Below are 16,768 nucleotides of genomic sequence, written 5' to 3' on the forward strand. Positions count from 1 at the left end.
GCCGTTTATCCGTCACCGCGAAGGTGACATAAGCGGCTTACTGAGCGTCCGAGATGAACTTGACCGCGTCGCCGAAGGTCTGGATGGTTTCGGCTGCGTCGTCGGGGATCTCGATGCCGAACTCTTCTTCGAAGGCCATCACCAGCTCGACAGTGTCAAGGCTGTCTGCGCCGAGATCGTCGATGAAGGAAGCCGATTCCGTCACCTTCTCTTCTTCGACGCTCAGGTGCTCGACCACAATCTTCTTCACGCGATCTGCGATGTCGCTCATGTCTCTTCCTCACAAGTCTATCGGGCGCTTTGCCCATTCTGCCCTGCCCGTGGCGTGGCGTTCTTTGCCCTTGCGGGCGGCTCGATCTCCCGGGAGTCCGGGGGGGCCGACCGCATGCAAGGGCGTGCAACCGGCTGAAAATCTGCGCGGCCTATAGCACAGGCGACGGAGATGGCAAACGCTTTCCCACGCCGCAGTGCAACAGGCAGCAAGGCTTACAACATGGCCATGCCGCCGTTGATATGCAACGTCGTTCCGGTCACATAGGCCGCTTCGGCGCTGGACAGGTAAAGCACGCCTGCGGCGATCTCTTCGGGGGTGCCCATGCGGCCCGAGGGAATCTGGGTCAGGATGGCGCTTTTCTGGTCGTCGTTCAGCTTGTCGGTCATCGCGGTCTCGATGAAACCGGGGGCGACGGCGTTCACGGTGACGCCACGGCTGGCGACCTCGTAGGCCAGCGATTTCGACATGCCGACCATGCCCGCCTTGGCGGCGGCATAGTTGCCCTGACCGGGGTTGCCGGTGGCGCCTACGACCGAAGAGATGTTCACGATCCGGCCCCAGCGCGATTTCATCATGCCGCGCAGCACGCCTTTGCACAGGCGGAAGGTGGCGGTCAGGTTCACGTCCAGCACGCTTTGCCATTCGTCTTCGGACATGCGCATGAACAGGTTGTCACGGGTGATGCCCGCGTTGTTGACGAGGATGTCGACGCTGCCCATCGCCTCGGCCGCCTGTTTCGGCAGCGCAGTGACGGCCTCGGCATCACCAAGGTTGCAGGGCAACACAAACGCACGGTCGCCCAATTCGGCGGCCAGCGCCTCAAGCGGTTCCACCCGCGTCCCCGAAAGGCCGACGTTGGCGCCCGCGCCGTGCAGCGCCTTGGCAATGGCGCCACCGATGCCGCCAGAGGCGCCGGTGATGAGGGCGGATTTACCCGTCAGATCGAACATGTCTCTATCCTTTTCCGAATGCCTTGTGGCGGGCCTTAGCCCTGCGCGGCCTCGACCGCGGATTTAATGTCTGCGGCGGTGCCGATGTTGCGCACACCCGCCGGGCGGTGAATGCGGCGCACCATGCCCGACAGCGCCTTGCCCGCGCCGATTTCCCAGAATTCTTCGACGCCGTCCTCGACCATGCGGGCGACGGATTCGCGCCAGCGAACCGCGCCGCAGATCTGCGCTTCGAGCAATTCGCGGATGCGGGCCGGATCGCTGACCGGGGCGGCCTCGACGTTGGAAACCACGGGCACGGCGGGGGTCTTGAACTCGACCTCGGCCAGCGCCACGGCCATTGCCTCGGCGGCGGGTTGCATCAGGGCACAGTGGAACGGGGCCGAGACCGGCAGCATGACGGCGCGTTTTGCTCCTGCGGCCTTGGCGATTTCGACCGCGCGTTCGACCCCGGCCTTGTGGCCAGAGATGACCACCTGACCCGGGTCATTGTCATTGGCGGCGGCGACCACATCGCCCTGCGCGGCCTCTTCGGCCACCTTGCGCACGGCGTCCAGATCAAGCCCCAGAAGCGCGGCCATGGCACCCTCACCCACGGGGACGGCGGCCTGCATGGCCTGTCCGCGCTTGCGCAGCAGGCGGGCCGCATCGGCCACACTCAATGCGCCGGCGGCGGTCAGGGCGGAATATTCGCCAAGCGAGTGACCGGCGACAAAGGCGGCGGCCCCGATGGTGATGCCCTCGGCCTCCAGCGCGCGCATCGCCGCCATCGAGGTGGCCATCAGCGCGGGTTGGGCGTTCTGCGTCAGGGTCAGGGTTTCGATCTCGCCTTCCCAGATCAGGTCCGAAAGCTTTTCGCCCAAGGCCTCGTCGACTTCGTCAAAGACGGCGCGGGCCGCCGGGTAGGCCTCGGCCAGGTCGCGGCCCATGCCGATGGTCTGTGCCCCCTGTCCGGGAAAGATAAATGCGCGGCTCATGCCCCTCTCCTCGCCGTAATTGCTGTTTGACAGCCCTTACTAGGCCGCGCCGCGCTGCGCAATCACTAGGCATCCACAAGGCATCGCCCCCAAGGCCGGAACGCCCCGGGGCAATCGGGTCATTCGGGGCGCGGCCCCATGCCAAGGCACAGTTCCAGCGCCTTGTTCAGCATAACGCAAGAGGCCAACAGCTTGAACGGCACCAGTATCGGCGCGTCGATCCCCATGGGCACGATCCAGATCATATAGGCAAACAGCGCCAGCGCGCAGCCCGCAATCCGGAGGATCGCCGCGGCGGAAATGCGCGGCGCGGCAAAGGCGGACCCGAGGTCCATCGGCGTAGAGAAATCGGTCAGGGCCATGGTTATCGCTCCGGTTGTTGGTTAATCTCAGGTTAACCGCTCGATTGTGCCGGGAATTGGGCCAAGACGGGGCATTCCCGCGAAGCGCCCGGACCGCAGCGGTTCCTCTTGCGCCACGCGCCGATCCGTGTATACGGAGCGCTCCCTTCGCAACGACGTTTACCCGCGCAGTCTCTCGTGGGCAGGGCGCGAAGGGACATCGGCCCCTGCCCTATGAAATGCGCCTTGATAGAAATGGAGTGCACATGCCGCTTTACGAGCATGTATTCATCTCGCGTCAGGACCTGTCCAACGCGCAGGCCGAAGGCCTTGTCGAACATTTCAGCACCGTCCTCGCGGACAACGGCGGCAAAGTCGTCGACAGCGAGTACTGGGGCGTGAAAACCATGGCCTACAAGATCAACAAGAACCGCAAAGGCCATTACGCCTTCCTCAAGACCGACGCCCCGGCGACGGCCGTGCAGGAAATGGAACGCCTGATGCGCCTGCATGACGACGTCATGCGTGTTCTGACCATCAAGGTCGACGGCCACGAAGAAGGCCCCTCGATCCAGATGCAGAAGAAAGACGAACGTGGCGACCGCCGCGAGCGTCGGAACCGCGACTGATAGACCTGAAGAAGAGGAGATAAACCATGGCTGCAAAACCGTTTTTCCGCCGCCGCAAGGTCTGCCCCTTCTCGGGCGACAACGCACCCAAGATCGACTACAAGGACACCCGTCTGCTGCAGCGCTACATCTCTGAGCGCGGCAAGATCGTCCCGTCCCGCATCACCGCCGTTTCGGCAAAGAAGCAGCGTGAACTGGCCCGCGCCATCAAGCGCGCCCGCTTCCTCGCCCTGCTGCCCTACGCCGTGAAGTAAGGAGTACGAGCAATGCAAGTCATCCTTCTCGAACGTGTGGCCAAGCTGGGCCAGATGGGCGACGTCGTGGACGTCAAGCCCGGTTACGCACGCAACTACCTGCTGCTTCAGGGCAAGGCGCTGACCGCCTCGAAAGAGAACATCGCCTCTTTCGAAGCCCAGAAAGCGCAGCTCGAAGCACGCAACCTCGAAACCAAACAGGAAGCAGAGGCCCTGGCCGAGCGTCTGGATGGTCAGAAGTTCGTCGTGATTCGTTCGGCCTCGGACGGCGGCAACCTTTACGGTTCGGTCACCACCCGTGACGCGGCCACCGTTGCCACCGAAAACGGCTTCTCGATCGACCGCAAGCAGGTCCTGATCCGTCAGCCGATCAAGGAACTGGGTCTGCACGAAGTCGAAGTGCACCTGCACCCCGAAGTCATGGTCACCATTCTGCTGAACGTTGCACGTTCGGTTGAAGAGGCCGAGCTTCAGGAATCGGGCAAGTCGATTCAGGAACTGGCAGCCGAAGAAGAGGCGCAGGCCGAATTCGAAGTCAGCCAGCTGTTCGACGACATCGGCAGCGCAGCCTCGGACGACGACGAGGGCGATGCCCCGGCGCGCACAGGCGAAGCCACCGACGGCGACGACGACTGATACCGCGACAGATCGCGACAGATTTGAAACCGCGCCGGAACTCCGGCGCGGTTTTTCTTTATGTGCCAAATCGTTAGGCGGGCCTGACACAAAAGCTTCATGAATATTAAACACGGGCTTCACGTTATAACATCACATATCAGCCTGCGCACAGCCGCCCTTGTTCGGTGGCGGTGCCCCCTATCTGCAAGCTGATACGAGGCCAGCCATGAAGAAATCTGACATTGCCGATCTGTCCTGGGACGATTTCGACGAACTGCGCGACCCGCGCCCGGAAGAAAACGGCTTTGACGCCGTAGTCGAGCGCGCGATCTCGCGCCGCGGGTTCCTGGGCGGCGCTCTGGCCTTCGGTTCCGCCGCGACCGTCTTTGGCGCCGGTGTGATGGGTTCGGCCACCTCGGCCCGCGCGCAGGCCGCCGCCTTCGACTTCCAGCCGATCGGCACCGCCACCGATTTCGAAATTCACGTGCCCGAAGGCTATCAGTGGAAGCCGGTCGTGCGCTGGGGTGACGCGCTGTGGTCCGAGGCCGATGGCGCCTATTCGCCCGAAACCGGCGTAGCCTTCGAGATGTCGGACAAGGTCTTTGGTGAAAACACCGACGGCATGGAACTGTTTGCCGTGGACGGCAAGCAGGTCATCGCCGTGAACTCGGAATACGTAAACCCCAAGATCAACCTGCCCGCCGCCAGCGAAGGAATGCCCACCTCCGCCGACGAAGTGCGCATGTTGCAGAACTTTCAGGGCGTGACCGTCATGGAAGTGGCCGACAACGGTGACGGCTATGCCGTGGTCGTCGACAGCCCGCTGAACCGCCGCATCGACCACAACACCCCGATGACCATGGACGGCCCCGTTGCCGGGTCCGATCTGGTCAAGACCAATGCCGACCCCGACGGCATGTCGCCGCTGGGCACGCTGAACAACTGTGGTTCGGGCAAGACGCTGTGGGGCACCTACCTGACCTGCGAGGAAAACTTCAACGGCTACTTCGGAGCGACCGGCGAATACGACGCGACCGAGGGGTTCAAGCGCTATGGTATCGGTGGCGAAGGCCGCTATGCCTATGAGAAATTCGACGCACGTTTCGACCTGTCGAAAGAACCGAACGAACCGCATCGCCACGGCTGGATCGTCGAGATCGACCCGGCGAACCCGGACAGCACCCCGGTCAAGCACACGGCCCTTGGCCGTTTCAAGCACGAGAACGCCGCCATGACGCAGGCCAAGGACGGCCGGATCGTGGTCTACATGGGCGACGACGAGCGCGGCGAGTTCATGTATAAATTCGTCTCGAACGGCACCTGGGACGAAGGTCAGCCGACCGATGGCCTGCTGTCGGACGGCACGCTGTACGTGGCCAAGTTCAACGACGACCTGACCGGCGAATGGCTGGCCCTGACGCCGGAAACCACCGGCATGGCGCTGGACGAAATGCTGGTGCATGCACGGATGGCAGGCTCCAAGGTGGGCGCGACCACGATGGACCGCCCCGAGTGGATCGCCGTCAATCCGGTCAAGACCGAGGCCTATTGCGCCCTGACCAACAACAAGAACCGCGGCATCAAGCCGAACGCCGGTGGCGACGAAACTCCGGTGGGCGGCCCCAACCCGCGTGAGTCCAACAACTATGGTCAGATCGTGCGCTGGGTTCCCAATGGGGACGACCATGGCGAAACCGCGTTCTCGTGGGATCTGTATGTCATGGCCGGCAACCCCAAGGTCTATGACAACGCCTATGCCGGCTCTGACAATGTCACCCCAGGCAACATGTTCAACTCGCCCGACGGCATGATCTTTGACAGCAAAGGCACGCTGTGGATCCAGACCGACGGCAACTACAGCAACGAAGGCGACTTTGCCGGACAGGGCAACAACCAGATGCTGGCCGGCAACACCGAAACCGGCGAGATCGCCCGCTTTATGACCGGCCCCTATGGCTGTGAAGTGACCGGCATGTGCTGGTCGGTGGACCGCAAGGTGGCCTTTGTCGGCATTCAGCACCCGGGCGGGTCGTGGCCCGACGGCGAAGGCAAGCCGCGCTCTTCTGTCATCGCCGTGTGGCGCGAAGACGGCGCAACCGTCGGCTGATCCGCCTCAAACAGCACCAAGACCCCGCGCCAAGGCCCCTTGGCGCGGCTTTTTCATGCCCTGATGTACCGATTTGCATGATAGACATGCCAATTTCGCCAATATCCATGCGAGTTTTCCCGGTCTATTTCCTCGACACAGACAGAAAGTCATTTGCCAACCCGAGGAAAACAAACATGAAATTTCAAACCAGCCTGCTTTCCCTGCCGCTGATCGCAATGGCCGCCTGCACCGCGCCGATGGATCGGAGTTATACGCTGGACGGCCCGCGCAATGCGATGTTCGACACAGACCTGGCCCAGTGCAAATCCGCGGCGCATGACTATCGCCCCGATGCGCACCGCAATGGCGCGTTGATGGGGGCCGCCGCCGGGGCCGTTTTCGGCGCGCTGGACGACGAAGACGACCGGGCCGAGGGCGCTCTGGCCGGGGCCGCCATCGGCGCCGTGACCGGTGTGGCCACCGCCGAGGACGAGTTGAGCGAGCAGCGCCGCGAGGTGGTCATTCGCTGCCTGCAAAACCGTGGTCACAAGGTGATCGGCTGACCCGGCGGGCCGCCCCCCGGGGCGGCCCCCTGTCCGACGGCGCATTGCTTTGCCCCCCTATGGCCCCTAAACCGGGGACAAGTTGCAAGGAGATGCACGTGACACAGGACTATCCCGTTTATGGCCGCATTGACGGTCCCATCGTCATCATCGGCTTCGGTTCCATCGGCAAAGGCGTCTGGCCGCTGATCGAAAGGCATTTCGACTATGACGCCGACAAGCTGACGGTGGTCGAACCGGACGCGGGCCAGGCCAATTTCCTGCGCCAGCACAAGCTGAACCACTTGCAGGTCTCGCTGACCCCGGACAATTACCGCGAGGTTCTGGGCGGGCTGTTCCCCGATGGCAAGGGGTTCTGCGTGAACCTTTCGGTCGATACCTCCTCGCTGGACCTGATGAAGTTCTGCCGCGAGATCGGCGTGCCCTACATCGACACCGTGGTCGAACCTTGGGAAGGGTACTATTTTGGCACCACCGACAACGCGGCGCGCACCAACTATGCGCTGCGGCAGGCGGTGCGGGACGAAAAGGCGGCCAATCCCGGCGGCACCACGGCGGTAAGCTGCTGCGGCGCAAACCCCGGCATGGTCAGTTGGTTCGTCAAGGAAGCACTGCTGACGCTGGCCAAGGACACGGGCCGCGAGGTCACGGCGCCCACCACCCGCGACGGCTGGGCCAGACTGATGCAGTCGCTGGGCGTCAAGGGTGTGCATATCGCGGAACGCGACACCCAGGCACGCCGCCTGCCCCGCCCGCGCAATGTCTTTGTGAACACATGGTCGGTCGAGGGGTTCATCGCCGAAGGCTTTCAGCCAGCCGAGCTTGGCTGGGGCACGCATGAGACATGGTTCCCGGAAAACGGCCATCGTCAGGACAGCGGCTGTCAGGCGGGGATCTGGCTGGAACGGCCGGGCGCAATCACCCGCGTGCACACCTGGTGCCCGACGCCGGGACCGCAGTTCGGCTTTCTGGTGACCCATAACGAGGCGATCTCGATCTCGGATTACTACACTGTCGGCGAAGGCGCCCACCCGGAGTTCCGCCCCACCTGCCACTATGCCTATCACCCGTCCGACGACGCGGTTCTGTCGCTGCACGAGATGTTCGGATCGGGCAAGCAGCAGGAAAAGCACCACATCCTGACCGAAGACGAAATCGTCGAAGGCATCGACGAACTGGGTGTGCTGCTGTTCGGCCATGAGAAAAACGCGCTGTGGTACGGCTCTCGCCTGTCCAACGAGGAGGCGCGTGACCTTGCGCCCTATCAAAACGCCACCGGGCTTCAGGTGACCTCGGCCGTGCTGGCGGGTATGGTCTGGGCCCTGGAAAACCCCAACGCGGGCATCGTCGAAACCGACGAAATGGACCACGCGCGGTGCCTGGAGGTGCAACGCCCCTACCTTGGCCCGGTCGAGGCGCATTACACCGACTGGACACCGCTTCAGGACCGTTGGGAACACTTCCCCGAGGACATCGACGAAAGCGACCCTTGGCAGTTCCGCAACGTGCTGGCCAGCTGATGTGCCGCTCAGGATGGGTCTGCAGACCCATCCTTTCCTTGCGGTCGGTGTCACCTGTCAACCGGGCCGACACGCCCGCATGTTTTGAAAATCACGCCAATCCTGTAGTCTGATCCCGCGCCCATGCTCGGGACATCGAAAGGATAGGCCAAAGATGATGGATCTGAACGGCTCCTGCCATTGCGGAAAAGTCAGTTTCAGCCTGAAATCGCACGCGCCTCATCCCTACCGATGGTGCTATTGCACCCGCTGCCTGAAGACGAACGGTGGCCTTGGCGGCGTCGCCAGCATCATGGGAGAGGCGGACACGCTGGTGGTTGAGGGCAAAGACCATCTCATTGTCTATTCCACTTTCAGCAACCCACCAGGACCGGGTCTTGCCCCTGTGGAGCTTCGTCTGCACAACTGCAAAGAGTGCGGCAGCCACCTCTATATCTTTTCGCCGTCCTGGGCCCAGTGGGTGTATCCTGCGGCTTCGGCGATCGACACGGAGCTGCCGGTCCCACCCGAATATTTCCATATCAATCTAGGGCAGAAACCCGGCTGGGTGCACGTCCCCGACGGACCGGGGCATGTGCATTTCGACGGCGTGCCCGCCGAGTCGATCGAAGACTGGCACAAGCGACACGGCCTGTATCTCTAGCCCGGCTCACAAGACACCGCGACCATCCCGCGACGAAAAAGCCGCCCCGAGGGGCGGCTTTCCGTATTGTTGCAGAGACTGACGATCACTCGTCGTCCAGCGCCTCGACGGCTTTCTGAAGGTCGTCCTTGGAGACTTCCTTTTCCGTCACTTCGGCCTTTTCCACGATGTGGTCGACGACCTTGTCTTCGAACAGCGGCGCGCGCAGCTGCTGCTGCATCTGCTGGTTCTGGCGCACGTATTCAAAGAACTCGCGCTCTTGCCCCGGGTACTGGCGTGCCTGGTTCATGATCGCCTGAGTCATCTCGGCCTCGGAGACCTCGACCTCGGCTTTCTGGCCAACCTCGGCCAGCAGCAGGCCAAGGCGCACGCGGCGCTCGGCCAGCTTGGTGTGCTCTTCGGTCGGCTCGATCTTGTCGTGGTTGTGATCGTGGACGTCCGGGTTTTCCTCGTGCCACAGCTGATGCGCGATCTGGCCGGCTTCGGCTTCGACGAGGGTCGGCGGCAGTTCGAAGGACACCAGTTCGTCCAGCTTGTCCAGCAGGGCGCGTTTCATCACTTGACGCGCGGCACCGGCGTATTCGGCTTCCAGACGCTCGCGGATCTGGCCCTTGAGGCTTTCGAGATCCTCGGCACCGAATTTCTGTGCCAGTTCGTCGTTGATTTCCGCGGCTTTGGGGGCCTTCACACCTTTGACGGTCACGTCAAAGACAGCGGCCTTGCCCGCCAGATGCTCGGCACCGTATTCCTCGGGGAAAGTGACCTCGACGGCTTTCTCATCACCGGTGGACACGCCGACCAGCTGCTCTTCGAAACCGGGGATGAACGAACCCGAACCCAGCGTCAGCGGGTAATCCTCGGCGGAACCGCCGTCGAATGCTTCGCCATCGACCTTGCCGACAAAGTCGATCACAACCTGATCGCCGTCTTCGGCCGCGCCGTCCTTGTCTTCGAAATCCTGCGCCGAGGAGGCCAGCGATTCCAGCGCTTCGTCGACCGAGGCATCGTCAGCCTTGACCACCAGACGTTCCAGCGCAACGCCGGTCATGTCCAGTTCCGGAACCTCGGGCAGCGCCTCGTAAGTCATTTCGACGTGGATGTCGTCGCCTTCTTTCCAGTCCTCGTTGGTCATCTTGACCTCAGGCTGAAGCGCCGGGCGGTCGCCCGAGTCTTCGAAGTGCTGGTTCATCGCACCATCGATGACTTCCTGCATGGTTTCGCCCAGCACACGCTGGCCAAACTGCTTCTTCAGCAGCGGCATCGGGACTTTGCCCTTGCGGAAACCCTTCATCTCGATGTCGGGCTGCGCTTCTTTCAGCTTGGCGGTGACTTTCTCGTCCAGCTCGGCCGCCGTCACGGTGATGGCGTAGCCGCGCTTGAGGCCTTCGTTCAGCGTCTCGGTGACCTGCATATCTCTTCCCTCGGAATTCAAGCGCCCCGGAAACCGGGGCGCGTGTGGTCGGCGAATTTGGCACCTTCTATTGCCCGAAGCACGCGCGCGCAAGCGGCTTTCAAGCGCTAATCGACAGGGTTTCGGCCTTCATTCGCTGATAATGTGGCAAGGCGGCCTTGTGGACGGCAACCAAGGCGGGGTCCACGACGGGCAACGGCCCCTCTGCCCCGGCAAACCCTGTTGAGCGATGGACCGCGTCATACCAATGCGGGGCCCAGACACCATCGTCGGGATGTCCGCCCGCGGGCCATGTCAACATGGCGGGATCGAATGGCAGGCCGATTGCCCCGCACAATGCACGCAGCGCCGGTTCCGGTGCCCGACGAATGTCGAAACTGTCGATCACCGCATAGCGCCAGCCGCGGGCGCGGACTTCGTCGAAGATCGCGCTTTGCTGGGCAAAACCGATGTCCTCCAGCGTCGGGTTCTCGCGTTTGGCGGAATAGCTGGCCAAGACCCGTGCCGGATCGCGGATCAGGAAGACATGTGTCGCATCGGCGGCCCAGTCGAGGCTGTCGCCTTCAAGCACGTGATGTGTCATCAGCTTGAGATAGAAATGCGCCTGCCCCATCGGGGCAGGCGCGCCTGCACGGCGGGCGATGTGATTGGGGTCAGGGTCGCCCGCCGCCAGGATTTCGGCACGCATCGGGTGTTTCAACCCGGTGCGTGCCAGGTATGCGGCGTAGAAGGGTTCATCCCACACGCCACAGTCGGCGCGGGCGCCAAAGGAGTACATGAGCGCGGTCGACAGGTTGCGCGGTCCAGACCAGCAAGCGATATTCACGATCTGGCCGCTCCGTGAGTGGTGGTGCTTTGTGTCATCCGTCATTCATGCGCCCAATTGACGCCCGCGTCGAGCGGTCAGGCCACCTTGGCGATGCCAGTGCCTGCCTGCCCTACCAGTTCCTTGATGATCCGCCCCCAGCCCGCGGCGAATTCGGCCTCGGCGCCTTTGGTCGGATCAGAGTCCATCGCCTTTGCGTCCAGCGCACGGCCCAGCGCGGCGGCCAGCCCGTCGGTCGAGGCATTGCGCAGCGTTTCCACCGTGCCGGTGACCTGATCGGCCAGACCGTCCACACCCGAGGTGACCAGCGCGCGACCGGCGGCGCGGGCCTCCAGCGCGACAAGGCCAAAGGCCTCCCAGCGCGACGGCATGGCAACCACGTCAGCCGCCGCCATGGCATCCTGCGGCGACGCGGCATGCCCCATGAAACGGATACGGGAATCCCCGGCGGCCAGGTCTTCTAGCGCGGCGCGCTCGGCACCCTCGCCGTAGATGTCCAGCCGCACATCGGCGCGCTTGAGCGCCTTGAACGCCGGGATCAGCCGGTCAAAACCCTTTTGCCGGTCCAGCCGTCCGATGGCGGCAATGGTGCGACGCGGAGCCTGCGGACGCGGCAGGGCGCGGAACCCGGACAGGTCCACAACCGAACGGATCACCTGCACGCCATTGTCGCGTACCAGACCCCGGGACCGCATCCAGCGGGCCTGCCCTTCGCTGACGGCAACCACGCGGTCAAACAGCGCGTAGGCCGTGCGCAACAGCGTGTGGAACCGCGCCTTGGCCCCGACGTTCAGCGCGGTGAACGCCTCGGTATAGCTGTGTTCGACATGCACCAGCGGTGTGGTCGCGTGGCGGGCGCGGAACAGGATCAGCATCGGCAACACGCGCCAGTTCACCGTCAGGTGCGACACGACCAGATCGGCGTTGACCGCGGGCAAGGGTTTGCCCCGGCGCACCGGTTGCAGGCTGTGGATCGCATCCTGTGCCATCTGAGGGCAGTTGCGAATGTGATCTAGGACGCGCATCACGCCTCCGGCGGTGGTGTCATCGATCAGGTGCAGAACATGGGGGCGCGTGGTCATGGCAGTATCCTTGGGCAAAATCAGGGGTCAGCGGGCGCTGCGGAATTTCGGGTGAATGGACTTGGCGGCGCTCAGCGCGGCGGGGCCCGCACGGTCAAGGACCTGTGCGGCGGCCCAAGTGGTCACGGTCTTGACCGGTTCCTCGCGCAGCGGTGCCTTGGACAGGCGCAGCGCATTGGAGATCAAGGCACGCGCGGTGGCACCGTCCGCATCGCTGACCGCCCTGCGCGCGAGATAGCGCAGCTGATATGCGCGCGCGGCGCTTTCATGGCGGGCAAAGAACGCGGGCGCGACGGGGCGCAGCTTGTCGACCATCCGCTCCCACGAGGCAAGCTGCGCCTCGGTGTTCGCGGACAGGCCACCGGGATTGATCCGGTAGCAGGTCAACAGCCCGGCAACGCCCTCGACCCGCCAGTCGGTGGTCAGGGCAAAGCGGGTCCAGCACTCGATGTCCTCGGACTGGCGGAAGGATTCGTCAAAAACCCAGTCGCGGGTCTTTTCGAACCGCGGCCGCCATGCCAGCGCGTCCAGCGCCGCGCGACGAAAGACCGGGGCCGACCCATTGCCCACCGGGTTGCGCTTGAACACATGTGCGGCGGTGACATTGCGCAGACGCGGCGTTTGTGCGTGGCCGGTACGCTTGCCCTCGGTGTCGATCAGGGCCGAACCGGAATAGCTGAGGCCGACCTCTGGCGCGGCGGCCAGATGCGCCACATGCGCCGAAAGCTTGCCCGGCATCCACAGGTCATCCGCGTCGCAAAATCCGATCACCTCGCCCCGCGCGGCGGCGATGCCGCTGTTGCGCGCACCGGCAAGGCCGCGGTTGGCTTGCTGGACGATGCGGATGCGCTTGTCACGGGCGGCATAGCTGGCCGCCAGTTCGGCGGTTTCATCGGTGGAACCGTCGTCCACGACAATGATCTCAAGATCGCGATAGCTTTGCACCATCAGGGAGTCCAGCGTCGGGCGCAGGGTCGCGGTGGCGTTGAACGAGGGAACGACAATCGAGGCGAAAGGCATGGCTCAGGCTCCTTAATGGGCGAACAGCGCGCGGCGCACACAGGTGGGCAAAAAGGGGGCGATCAGCGCAGCCCCGGCGGTGGCAAGCCCCCGGCGCAACGGCAGCAGAAAGGCGGCGGGCGCCTGCGCCACACCTTGCAAGGCAAGACGGCGGGCAAGACGCGGTTCGTGATCCAGCCGCAGGGCGCGACGCGCGAGATAGCGCAGGTGGACCGCCTCGGCGCGGGCATCGGGACGGATGCCATAGGCACGCGCGGTTTTTAGCGCCTCGTCACGCCCCTTCTGCATCTTCAGCAGATCGGCCGAAAGCCCGCCCGCACTGGCGCGATAACGCACCATCAGTTGGTCGATGCCCCGCAGGTAGAACCCTTCGGCCACAAGGCGGATCAGGAATTCGAGATCCTCGTTATGCACCATGTCCGACCGGAACCCGCCCAGCGCCGCAAAGGCCCGGGTGCGGATGGCAAGGTTCGACATGGTGCAGACCGGGTTTTCCCCCAGCAGCATCTGAACGGTCACCTCGCCCTCGGGCACGGTGGACTGGGTGGTGATCCGGGTCGGATCCTCGTTGAAGAAAGCGATCTGCCCAAACAGCGCGTCGCCTGCACGAGCGGTAAAAGCGGCCGCCAGCGTCATCAGCTTGTCCGCTTCCCACAGGTCGTCCGCATCGCAGAAGGCAAGAATTTCGCCCTGGGCGCGCAGCGCGCCAAAGTTGCGGGCGTCGCTGGGGCCTTTGCCGGGATTGCGCAGCAGGACGATGCGGGCGTCCGCCTTGGCATAGCCGCGCACCAGCGCGGCGGTTTCGTCGCTTGACCCGTCGTCGACCACAAGGGCCTCCCAATCGGTCAGGGTCTGTGCCTGAAGGCTGTCCAGCGTCTGGGCCAGCGTGGCGGCGGCGTTGAAGGCGGGGATCACGATCGAAAAGCGCATGGGGTCAGGCCTTTTTGAAAGCGGGAAGGAAAGCGGTGTTGAGCGCGGGCCATGACAGCAGGGTCATGGTCAGGCAGGCGGTGGCGAGATAGCCAAGCGCGACGGCCTCCAGCCCCTGCCCGGCCAGCGCGGCGGTATTGACCAGCAGCGCGGCGGTGATGATGGCCGTGCCCTTGAGTTCCTGCTGCGGACGGCCCTCGGCGCGCATCCAGCCGGCGGCTCCGGTCCAGAGCATGGTGGGGATCGCGGCAAGGCAGAGGATCGAGACGATGCCGCTCAGCTCCACCCATTTCTCGCCCAGCAGCATCGGCACGTACCAGGGCGCAAGGATCGCTTGCAGGGTAACGACCGGAGCAACCAGCGCGACCGAGAGGATCAGCCCCTGACGCAGCGCGGCGGAACGGTCATCGCTGGCACAGAGATGCGGAAAGAGAACGGCGGCGAAGGCGGTCGAAAACGAGGTCGCAAGGCTGAGGCCGGCGTTGAAGGCCATGAAATAGAGGCCCAGCGCCTGCGGTCCCAGCAGAATGCCGACCAGCAGCTTGTCCGCTTGCAGGCGCAGCGCCTTGACGATCTCGACCCCCAGAACCGCCCAGCCAAAGCCGATGAAGGGGCGGACCGGCGCGAAACCGGCGGCGGAATTGCGACTCCAACCGTGCAGGCGGCGCACCGCCACCAGCCAGACCGGCGCCGTCAGAAGACGCGGCAGAACCAGCGCGATTGCCCCCGGCCAGACAATCGCCAGCACCACGGACAACAGGTTGGCCGAAACCGCCTGCGTGCCCGCGATGGCCGCCGTCTGGCGCATCTTGCCGGCGCGCATGGCCAGCGCCACCTGCACCAGCCCGCCCGGCATAAAGAGGTATTCGCCTGCCAGCAGCAGGATCAACGCGGCCACCGTGACCGAACCGCCAAACCCGAAATAGACACCGGCGACGGCGGCCTGCACGGCGAAAAGGCCAAGGCACCAGATCCAGAACAGGCGATGCGCGGTGTTGCAGGTGGCGTCCAGATCGTCTTCGCGGGCGGCGATGATGCGCTGCACCACGCCGTTTTCGGTCAGCGCCTTGAGGATGTCGCCGGTGGCCAGCGCCGCGGCGGCAAGGCCGATCTGTTCGGGGTCAAGCACGCGCGCCACGGCGATCACCACGAAGAGGCGTGACAGCTTTGTCACAACCTCGGAGGCTCCGTAGGCCATCAGGTGGCTGATGAATGTCGATCTGTTGCGCGGCACGGTCGCTTCTCCGATTGTGTGGCCAAGGTATAGGCCGGGGCGCGGGCGCAAGTCGTGCGCGCGGCAGGACGGAAAAGGGGCGCGGACGGGATCGACCCAATCCGAAAGGATAGGGTCGCTATCCGCCGTAACGCTTTCGCGGATCACAAACCGGCACGAGCAGTCGAGGACGAGGAAAACATGGTGCAGTTTCGGACACATGCGCTGATGGCGGGATTGGCCCTGGGGCTGACGGCAAGCGCCTGCGGCCCGATCAAGGCCCCTGACAACATCCCCCCCGTGGCCAGCGGACGCGCCTATCAGGCGCAGTACCGCGATCCACCACCCCGCAGCACCGACCGGATGCATCTTGTGTCGGCACGGATGAACGCGGAACGGTGCAAACCCTACCTTGGGGCGCATGGCAACGGCACCGCCAAGGGCAGCGGGCTGGTCGAAGTCGTGCTGCGCGGCGAACGGCTGTCACGCAACGACCTGCTGGATATTCGCGTGGTCGATGACGAGACCTTTACCGGCGACTACGTGATTTCCCGCGATGGGCTGATCAAGCTGCCCTACCTTGACCCGATTCAGGCCGAGGGGCGCAGCACCGCCGATATTGAACGCGACCTGACGCGGGCCCTGCTGTCGGACGGTTTCTATGACAGCGCGCCGCGCCTGTCGGTGCGGGTCAAGGATTTCTCGGGCATCAGCGTGGCGGTGTCCGGCGCGGTCTTTGAACCGCATGCCTCGGAAATCGGCGGTGCGGGCGACCGGATCGACACGGTGCGGCAGGCGGCGCTTGGCGCCTCGACCGATGCGCGCAACATGTCCGACGCGCTGCGGTCCGTCGGCGGGGTGCGGCCCGATGCCGACCTGTCGGCGGTGCGGCTGATCCGCGGCGGGCGCAGCTATACGCTGGACATGCGCGGCGTGTTCGAGGGGCGTCACGCGGTGGATGTCATGCTGATCACCGGGGACGAGATCGTCGTGCCCTCGCGCATGTGTTTTCAGGATCACCTGATGCGGCCCAGCCCGGTCAGCCCGCCGGGGATCTCGCTGTTCCTGTCGAATCTGACGGTGCCCGCCACCGGCAATGCACCGTCGGCCATCGGCCGCGAGGTGCGCGAAGTGCCCTATGGCACGCGGTTCATGCAGGCGGTTGTAGACACCAACTGTGTTGGCGGTGCGCGCGCGTCCAGCGCGCATCGTTCGGCCCTGTTGCTGACACGCGATCCGATGACCGGCGTGTCAATCGTGATCGAACGGCGGATCGAGGACATGCTGCGGCGGGGCGACCGCGACGACTATGACCCCTATCTTTTGCCCGGCGATGCCATCGCCTGTTACGACAGCAGCGTCACCAATGTGACCGAGGTCGCCCGCGTGCTGGGGGCCGTGGGCGCGGTGGCCGTTCTGGCGCGCTGA

The 16,768-nt window shown here is 64.3% G+C and carries 18 protein-coding genes; 8 read left to right on the forward strand and 10 right to left on the reverse strand.

Features of this window, described 5'->3' with window-relative positions:
• Positions 1 to 37: 37 nt before the first annotated feature.
• The 4 genes from KJP30_RS05285 to KJP30_RS05300 all read right to left on the reverse strand — a co-directional run bounded on the left by KJP30_RS05285 (position 38) and on the right by KJP30_RS05300 (position 2,563).
• The gene (locus KJP30_RS05285) at positions 38 to 271 is read right to left on the reverse strand and encodes an acyl carrier protein (protein WP_043143437.1); all 234 of its coding nucleotides are present in this window, start codon (positions 269 to 271) and stop codon (positions 38 to 40) included.
• 215 nt (positions 272 to 486) lie between these two features.
• A complete protein-coding gene (gene fabG / locus KJP30_RS05290; protein WP_218447943.1) occupies positions 487 to 1,224 on the reverse strand; it encodes a 3-oxoacyl-[acyl-carrier-protein] reductase in 738 nt (245 codons plus the stop codon).
• 35 nt (positions 1,225 to 1,259) lie between these two features.
• Entirely contained in the window at positions 1,260 to 2,201 is a 942-nt protein-coding gene (gene fabD, locus KJP30_RS05295) for an ACP S-malonyltransferase (RefSeq protein ID WP_218447944.1), read from the reverse strand.
• Between the two features lie 119 nt (positions 2,202 to 2,320).
• A complete protein-coding gene (locus tag KJP30_RS05300; protein WP_218447945.1) occupies positions 2,321 to 2,563 on the reverse strand; it encodes a hypothetical protein in 243 nt (80 codons plus the stop codon).
• Between the two features lie 245 nt (positions 2,564 to 2,808).
• Here KJP30_RS05300 and rpsF point away from each other — a divergent pair, with 245 nt between their 5' ends.
• The 7 genes from rpsF (at position 2,809) to KJP30_RS05335 (ending at position 8,858) form a co-directional block, all read left to right on the forward strand.
• Complete coding sequence (gene rpsF, locus KJP30_RS05305) at positions 2,809 to 3,171, forward strand: 30S ribosomal protein S6 (protein ID WP_218447946.1); 363 nt, start codon at positions 2,809 to 2,811, stop codon at positions 3,169 to 3,171.
• Between the two features lie 26 nt (positions 3,172 to 3,197).
• Positions 3,198 to 3,425: a 30S ribosomal protein S18 gene (gene rpsR, locus KJP30_RS05310; protein WP_005982441.1), complete on the forward strand. Its 228-nt coding sequence runs from the start codon at positions 3,198 to 3,200 to the stop codon at positions 3,423 to 3,425.
• Positions 3,426 to 3,437: 12 nt separating this feature from the next.
• A complete protein-coding gene (gene rplI / locus KJP30_RS05315) occupies positions 3,438 to 4,061 on the forward strand; it encodes a 50S ribosomal protein L9 (RefSeq protein WP_218447947.1) in 624 nt (207 codons plus the stop codon).
• 208 nt (positions 4,062 to 4,269) lie between these two features.
• Positions 4,270 to 6,150 carry a PhoX family protein gene (locus KJP30_RS05320; protein WP_218447948.1) on the forward strand — a complete coding sequence of 627 codons (1,881 nt, stop codon included), beginning with the start codon at positions 4,270 to 4,272 and terminating at the stop codon, positions 6,148 to 6,150.
• Positions 6,151 to 6,326: 176 nt separating this feature from the next.
• Positions 6,327 to 6,695, forward strand: coding sequence for a YMGG-like glycine zipper-containing protein (locus KJP30_RS05325; RefSeq protein ID WP_218447949.1), 369 nt, complete (start codon positions 6,327 to 6,329; stop codon positions 6,693 to 6,695).
• A gap of 92 nt (positions 6,696 to 6,787) precedes the next feature.
• Positions 6,788 to 8,215 (forward strand): homospermidine synthase, encoded by a 1,428-nt coding sequence (locus KJP30_RS05330; RefSeq protein WP_246594353.1) that lies wholly within the window; start codon positions 6,788 to 6,790, stop codon positions 8,213 to 8,215.
• Positions 8,216 to 8,369: 154 nt separating this feature from the next.
• Positions 8,370 to 8,858, forward strand: coding sequence for a GFA family protein (locus KJP30_RS05335; RefSeq protein ID WP_218447951.1), 489 nt, complete (start codon positions 8,370 to 8,372; stop codon positions 8,856 to 8,858).
• 85 nt (positions 8,859 to 8,943) lie between these two features.
• Here KJP30_RS05335 and tig read toward each other — a convergent pair whose 3' ends face one another.
• The 6 genes from tig to KJP30_RS05365 all read right to left on the reverse strand — a co-directional run bounded on the left by tig (position 8,944) and on the right by KJP30_RS05365 (position 15,361).
• Positions 8,944 to 10,269 (reverse strand): trigger factor, encoded by a 1,326-nt coding sequence (gene tig, locus KJP30_RS05340; RefSeq protein WP_218447952.1) that lies wholly within the window; start codon positions 10,267 to 10,269, stop codon positions 8,944 to 8,946.
• Between the two features lie 100 nt (positions 10,270 to 10,369).
• The gene (locus KJP30_RS05345) at positions 10,370 to 11,095 is read right to left on the reverse strand and encodes a sulfotransferase-like domain-containing protein (RefSeq protein ID WP_218448433.1); all 726 of its coding nucleotides are present in this window, start codon (positions 11,093 to 11,095) and stop codon (positions 10,370 to 10,372) included.
• Between the two features lie 77 nt (positions 11,096 to 11,172).
• On the reverse strand, positions 11,173 to 12,177 hold the full coding sequence (locus KJP30_RS05350; RefSeq protein WP_218447953.1) for a glycosyltransferase family 4 protein: 1,005 nt from the start codon (positions 12,175 to 12,177) through the stop codon (positions 11,173 to 11,175).
• Between the two features lie 27 nt (positions 12,178 to 12,204).
• The gene (locus tag KJP30_RS05355; RefSeq protein WP_218447954.1) at positions 12,205 to 13,197 is read right to left on the reverse strand and encodes a glycosyltransferase family 2 protein; all 993 of its coding nucleotides are present in this window, start codon (positions 13,195 to 13,197) and stop codon (positions 12,205 to 12,207) included.
• 12 nt (positions 13,198 to 13,209) lie between these two features.
• Positions 13,210 to 14,127 carry a glycosyltransferase family 2 protein gene (locus tag KJP30_RS05360; protein ID WP_218447955.1) on the reverse strand — a complete coding sequence of 306 codons (918 nt, stop codon included), beginning with the start codon at positions 14,125 to 14,127 and terminating at the stop codon, positions 13,210 to 13,212.
• 4 nt (positions 14,128 to 14,131) lie between these two features.
• The gene (locus KJP30_RS05365) at positions 14,132 to 15,361 is read right to left on the reverse strand and encodes an oligosaccharide flippase family protein (protein WP_425515697.1); all 1,230 of its coding nucleotides are present in this window, start codon (positions 15,359 to 15,361) and stop codon (positions 14,132 to 14,134) included.
• A 180-nt stretch (positions 15,362 to 15,541) separates the two neighbouring features.
• Between KJP30_RS05365 and KJP30_RS05370 the strand changes: the two genes are divergently transcribed.
• Positions 15,542 to 16,768, forward strand: coding sequence for a polysaccharide biosynthesis/export family protein (locus KJP30_RS05370; RefSeq protein ID WP_218447956.1), 1,227 nt, complete (start codon positions 15,542 to 15,544; stop codon positions 16,766 to 16,768).

The sequence above is a fragment of the Antarctobacter sediminis genome, assembly GCF_019218285.1.
Taxonomy (GTDB): domain Bacteria; phylum Pseudomonadota; class Alphaproteobacteria; order Rhodobacterales; family Rhodobacteraceae; genus Antarctobacter; species Antarctobacter sediminis.

Coding starts and splice junctions, on each gene's coding strand:
- KJP30_RS05300 (WP_218447945.1), bottom strand. CDS start 2,563: ATGGCCCTGACCGATTTCTCTACGCCGATGGACCTCGGGTCCGCCTTT.
- KJP30_RS05355 (WP_218447954.1), bottom strand. CDS start 13,197: ATGCCTTTCGCCTCGATTGTCGTTCCCTCGTTCAACGCCACCGCGACC.
- KJP30_RS05330 (WP_246594353.1), top strand. CDS start 6,788: ATGCACGTGACACAGGACTATCCCGTTTATGGCCGCATTGACGGTCCC.
- fabD (WP_218447944.1), bottom strand. CDS start 2,201: ATGAGCCGCGCATTTATCTTTCCCGGACAGGGGGCACAGACCATCGGC.
- fabG (WP_218447943.1), bottom strand. CDS start 1,224: ATGTTCGATCTGACGGGTAAATCCGCCCTCATCACCGGCGCCTCTGGC.
- tig (WP_218447952.1), bottom strand. CDS start 10,269: ATGCAGGTCACCGAGACGCTGAACGAAGGCCTCAAGCGCGGCTACGCC.
- KJP30_RS05285 (WP_043143437.1), bottom strand. CDS start 271: ATGAGCGACATCGCAGATCGCGTGAAGAAGATTGTGGTCGAGCACCTG.
- rpsR (WP_005982441.1), top strand. CDS start 3,198: ATGGCTGCAAAACCGTTTTTCCGCCGCCGCAAGGTCTGCCCCTTCTCG.
- rpsF (WP_218447946.1), top strand. CDS start 2,809: ATGCCGCTTTACGAGCATGTATTCATCTCGCGTCAGGACCTGTCCAAC.
- KJP30_RS05350 (WP_218447953.1), bottom strand. CDS start 12,177: ATGACCACGCGCCCCCATGTTCTGCACCTGATCGATGACACCACCGCC.
- rplI (WP_218447947.1), top strand. CDS start 3,438: ATGCAAGTCATCCTTCTCGAACGTGTGGCCAAGCTGGGCCAGATGGGC.
- KJP30_RS05325 (WP_218447949.1), top strand. CDS start 6,327: ATGAAATTTCAAACCAGCCTGCTTTCCCTGCCGCTGATCGCAATGGCC.
- KJP30_RS05370 (WP_218447956.1), top strand. CDS start 15,542: ATGGTGCAGTTTCGGACACATGCGCTGATGGCGGGATTGGCCCTGGGG.
- KJP30_RS05335 (WP_218447951.1), top strand. CDS start 8,370: ATGATGGATCTGAACGGCTCCTGCCATTGCGGAAAAGTCAGTTTCAGC.
- KJP30_RS05360 (WP_218447955.1), bottom strand. CDS start 14,127: ATGCGCTTTTCGATCGTGATCCCCGCCTTCAACGCCGCCGCCACGCTG.
- KJP30_RS05320 (WP_218447948.1), top strand. CDS start 4,270: ATGAAGAAATCTGACATTGCCGATCTGTCCTGGGACGATTTCGACGAA.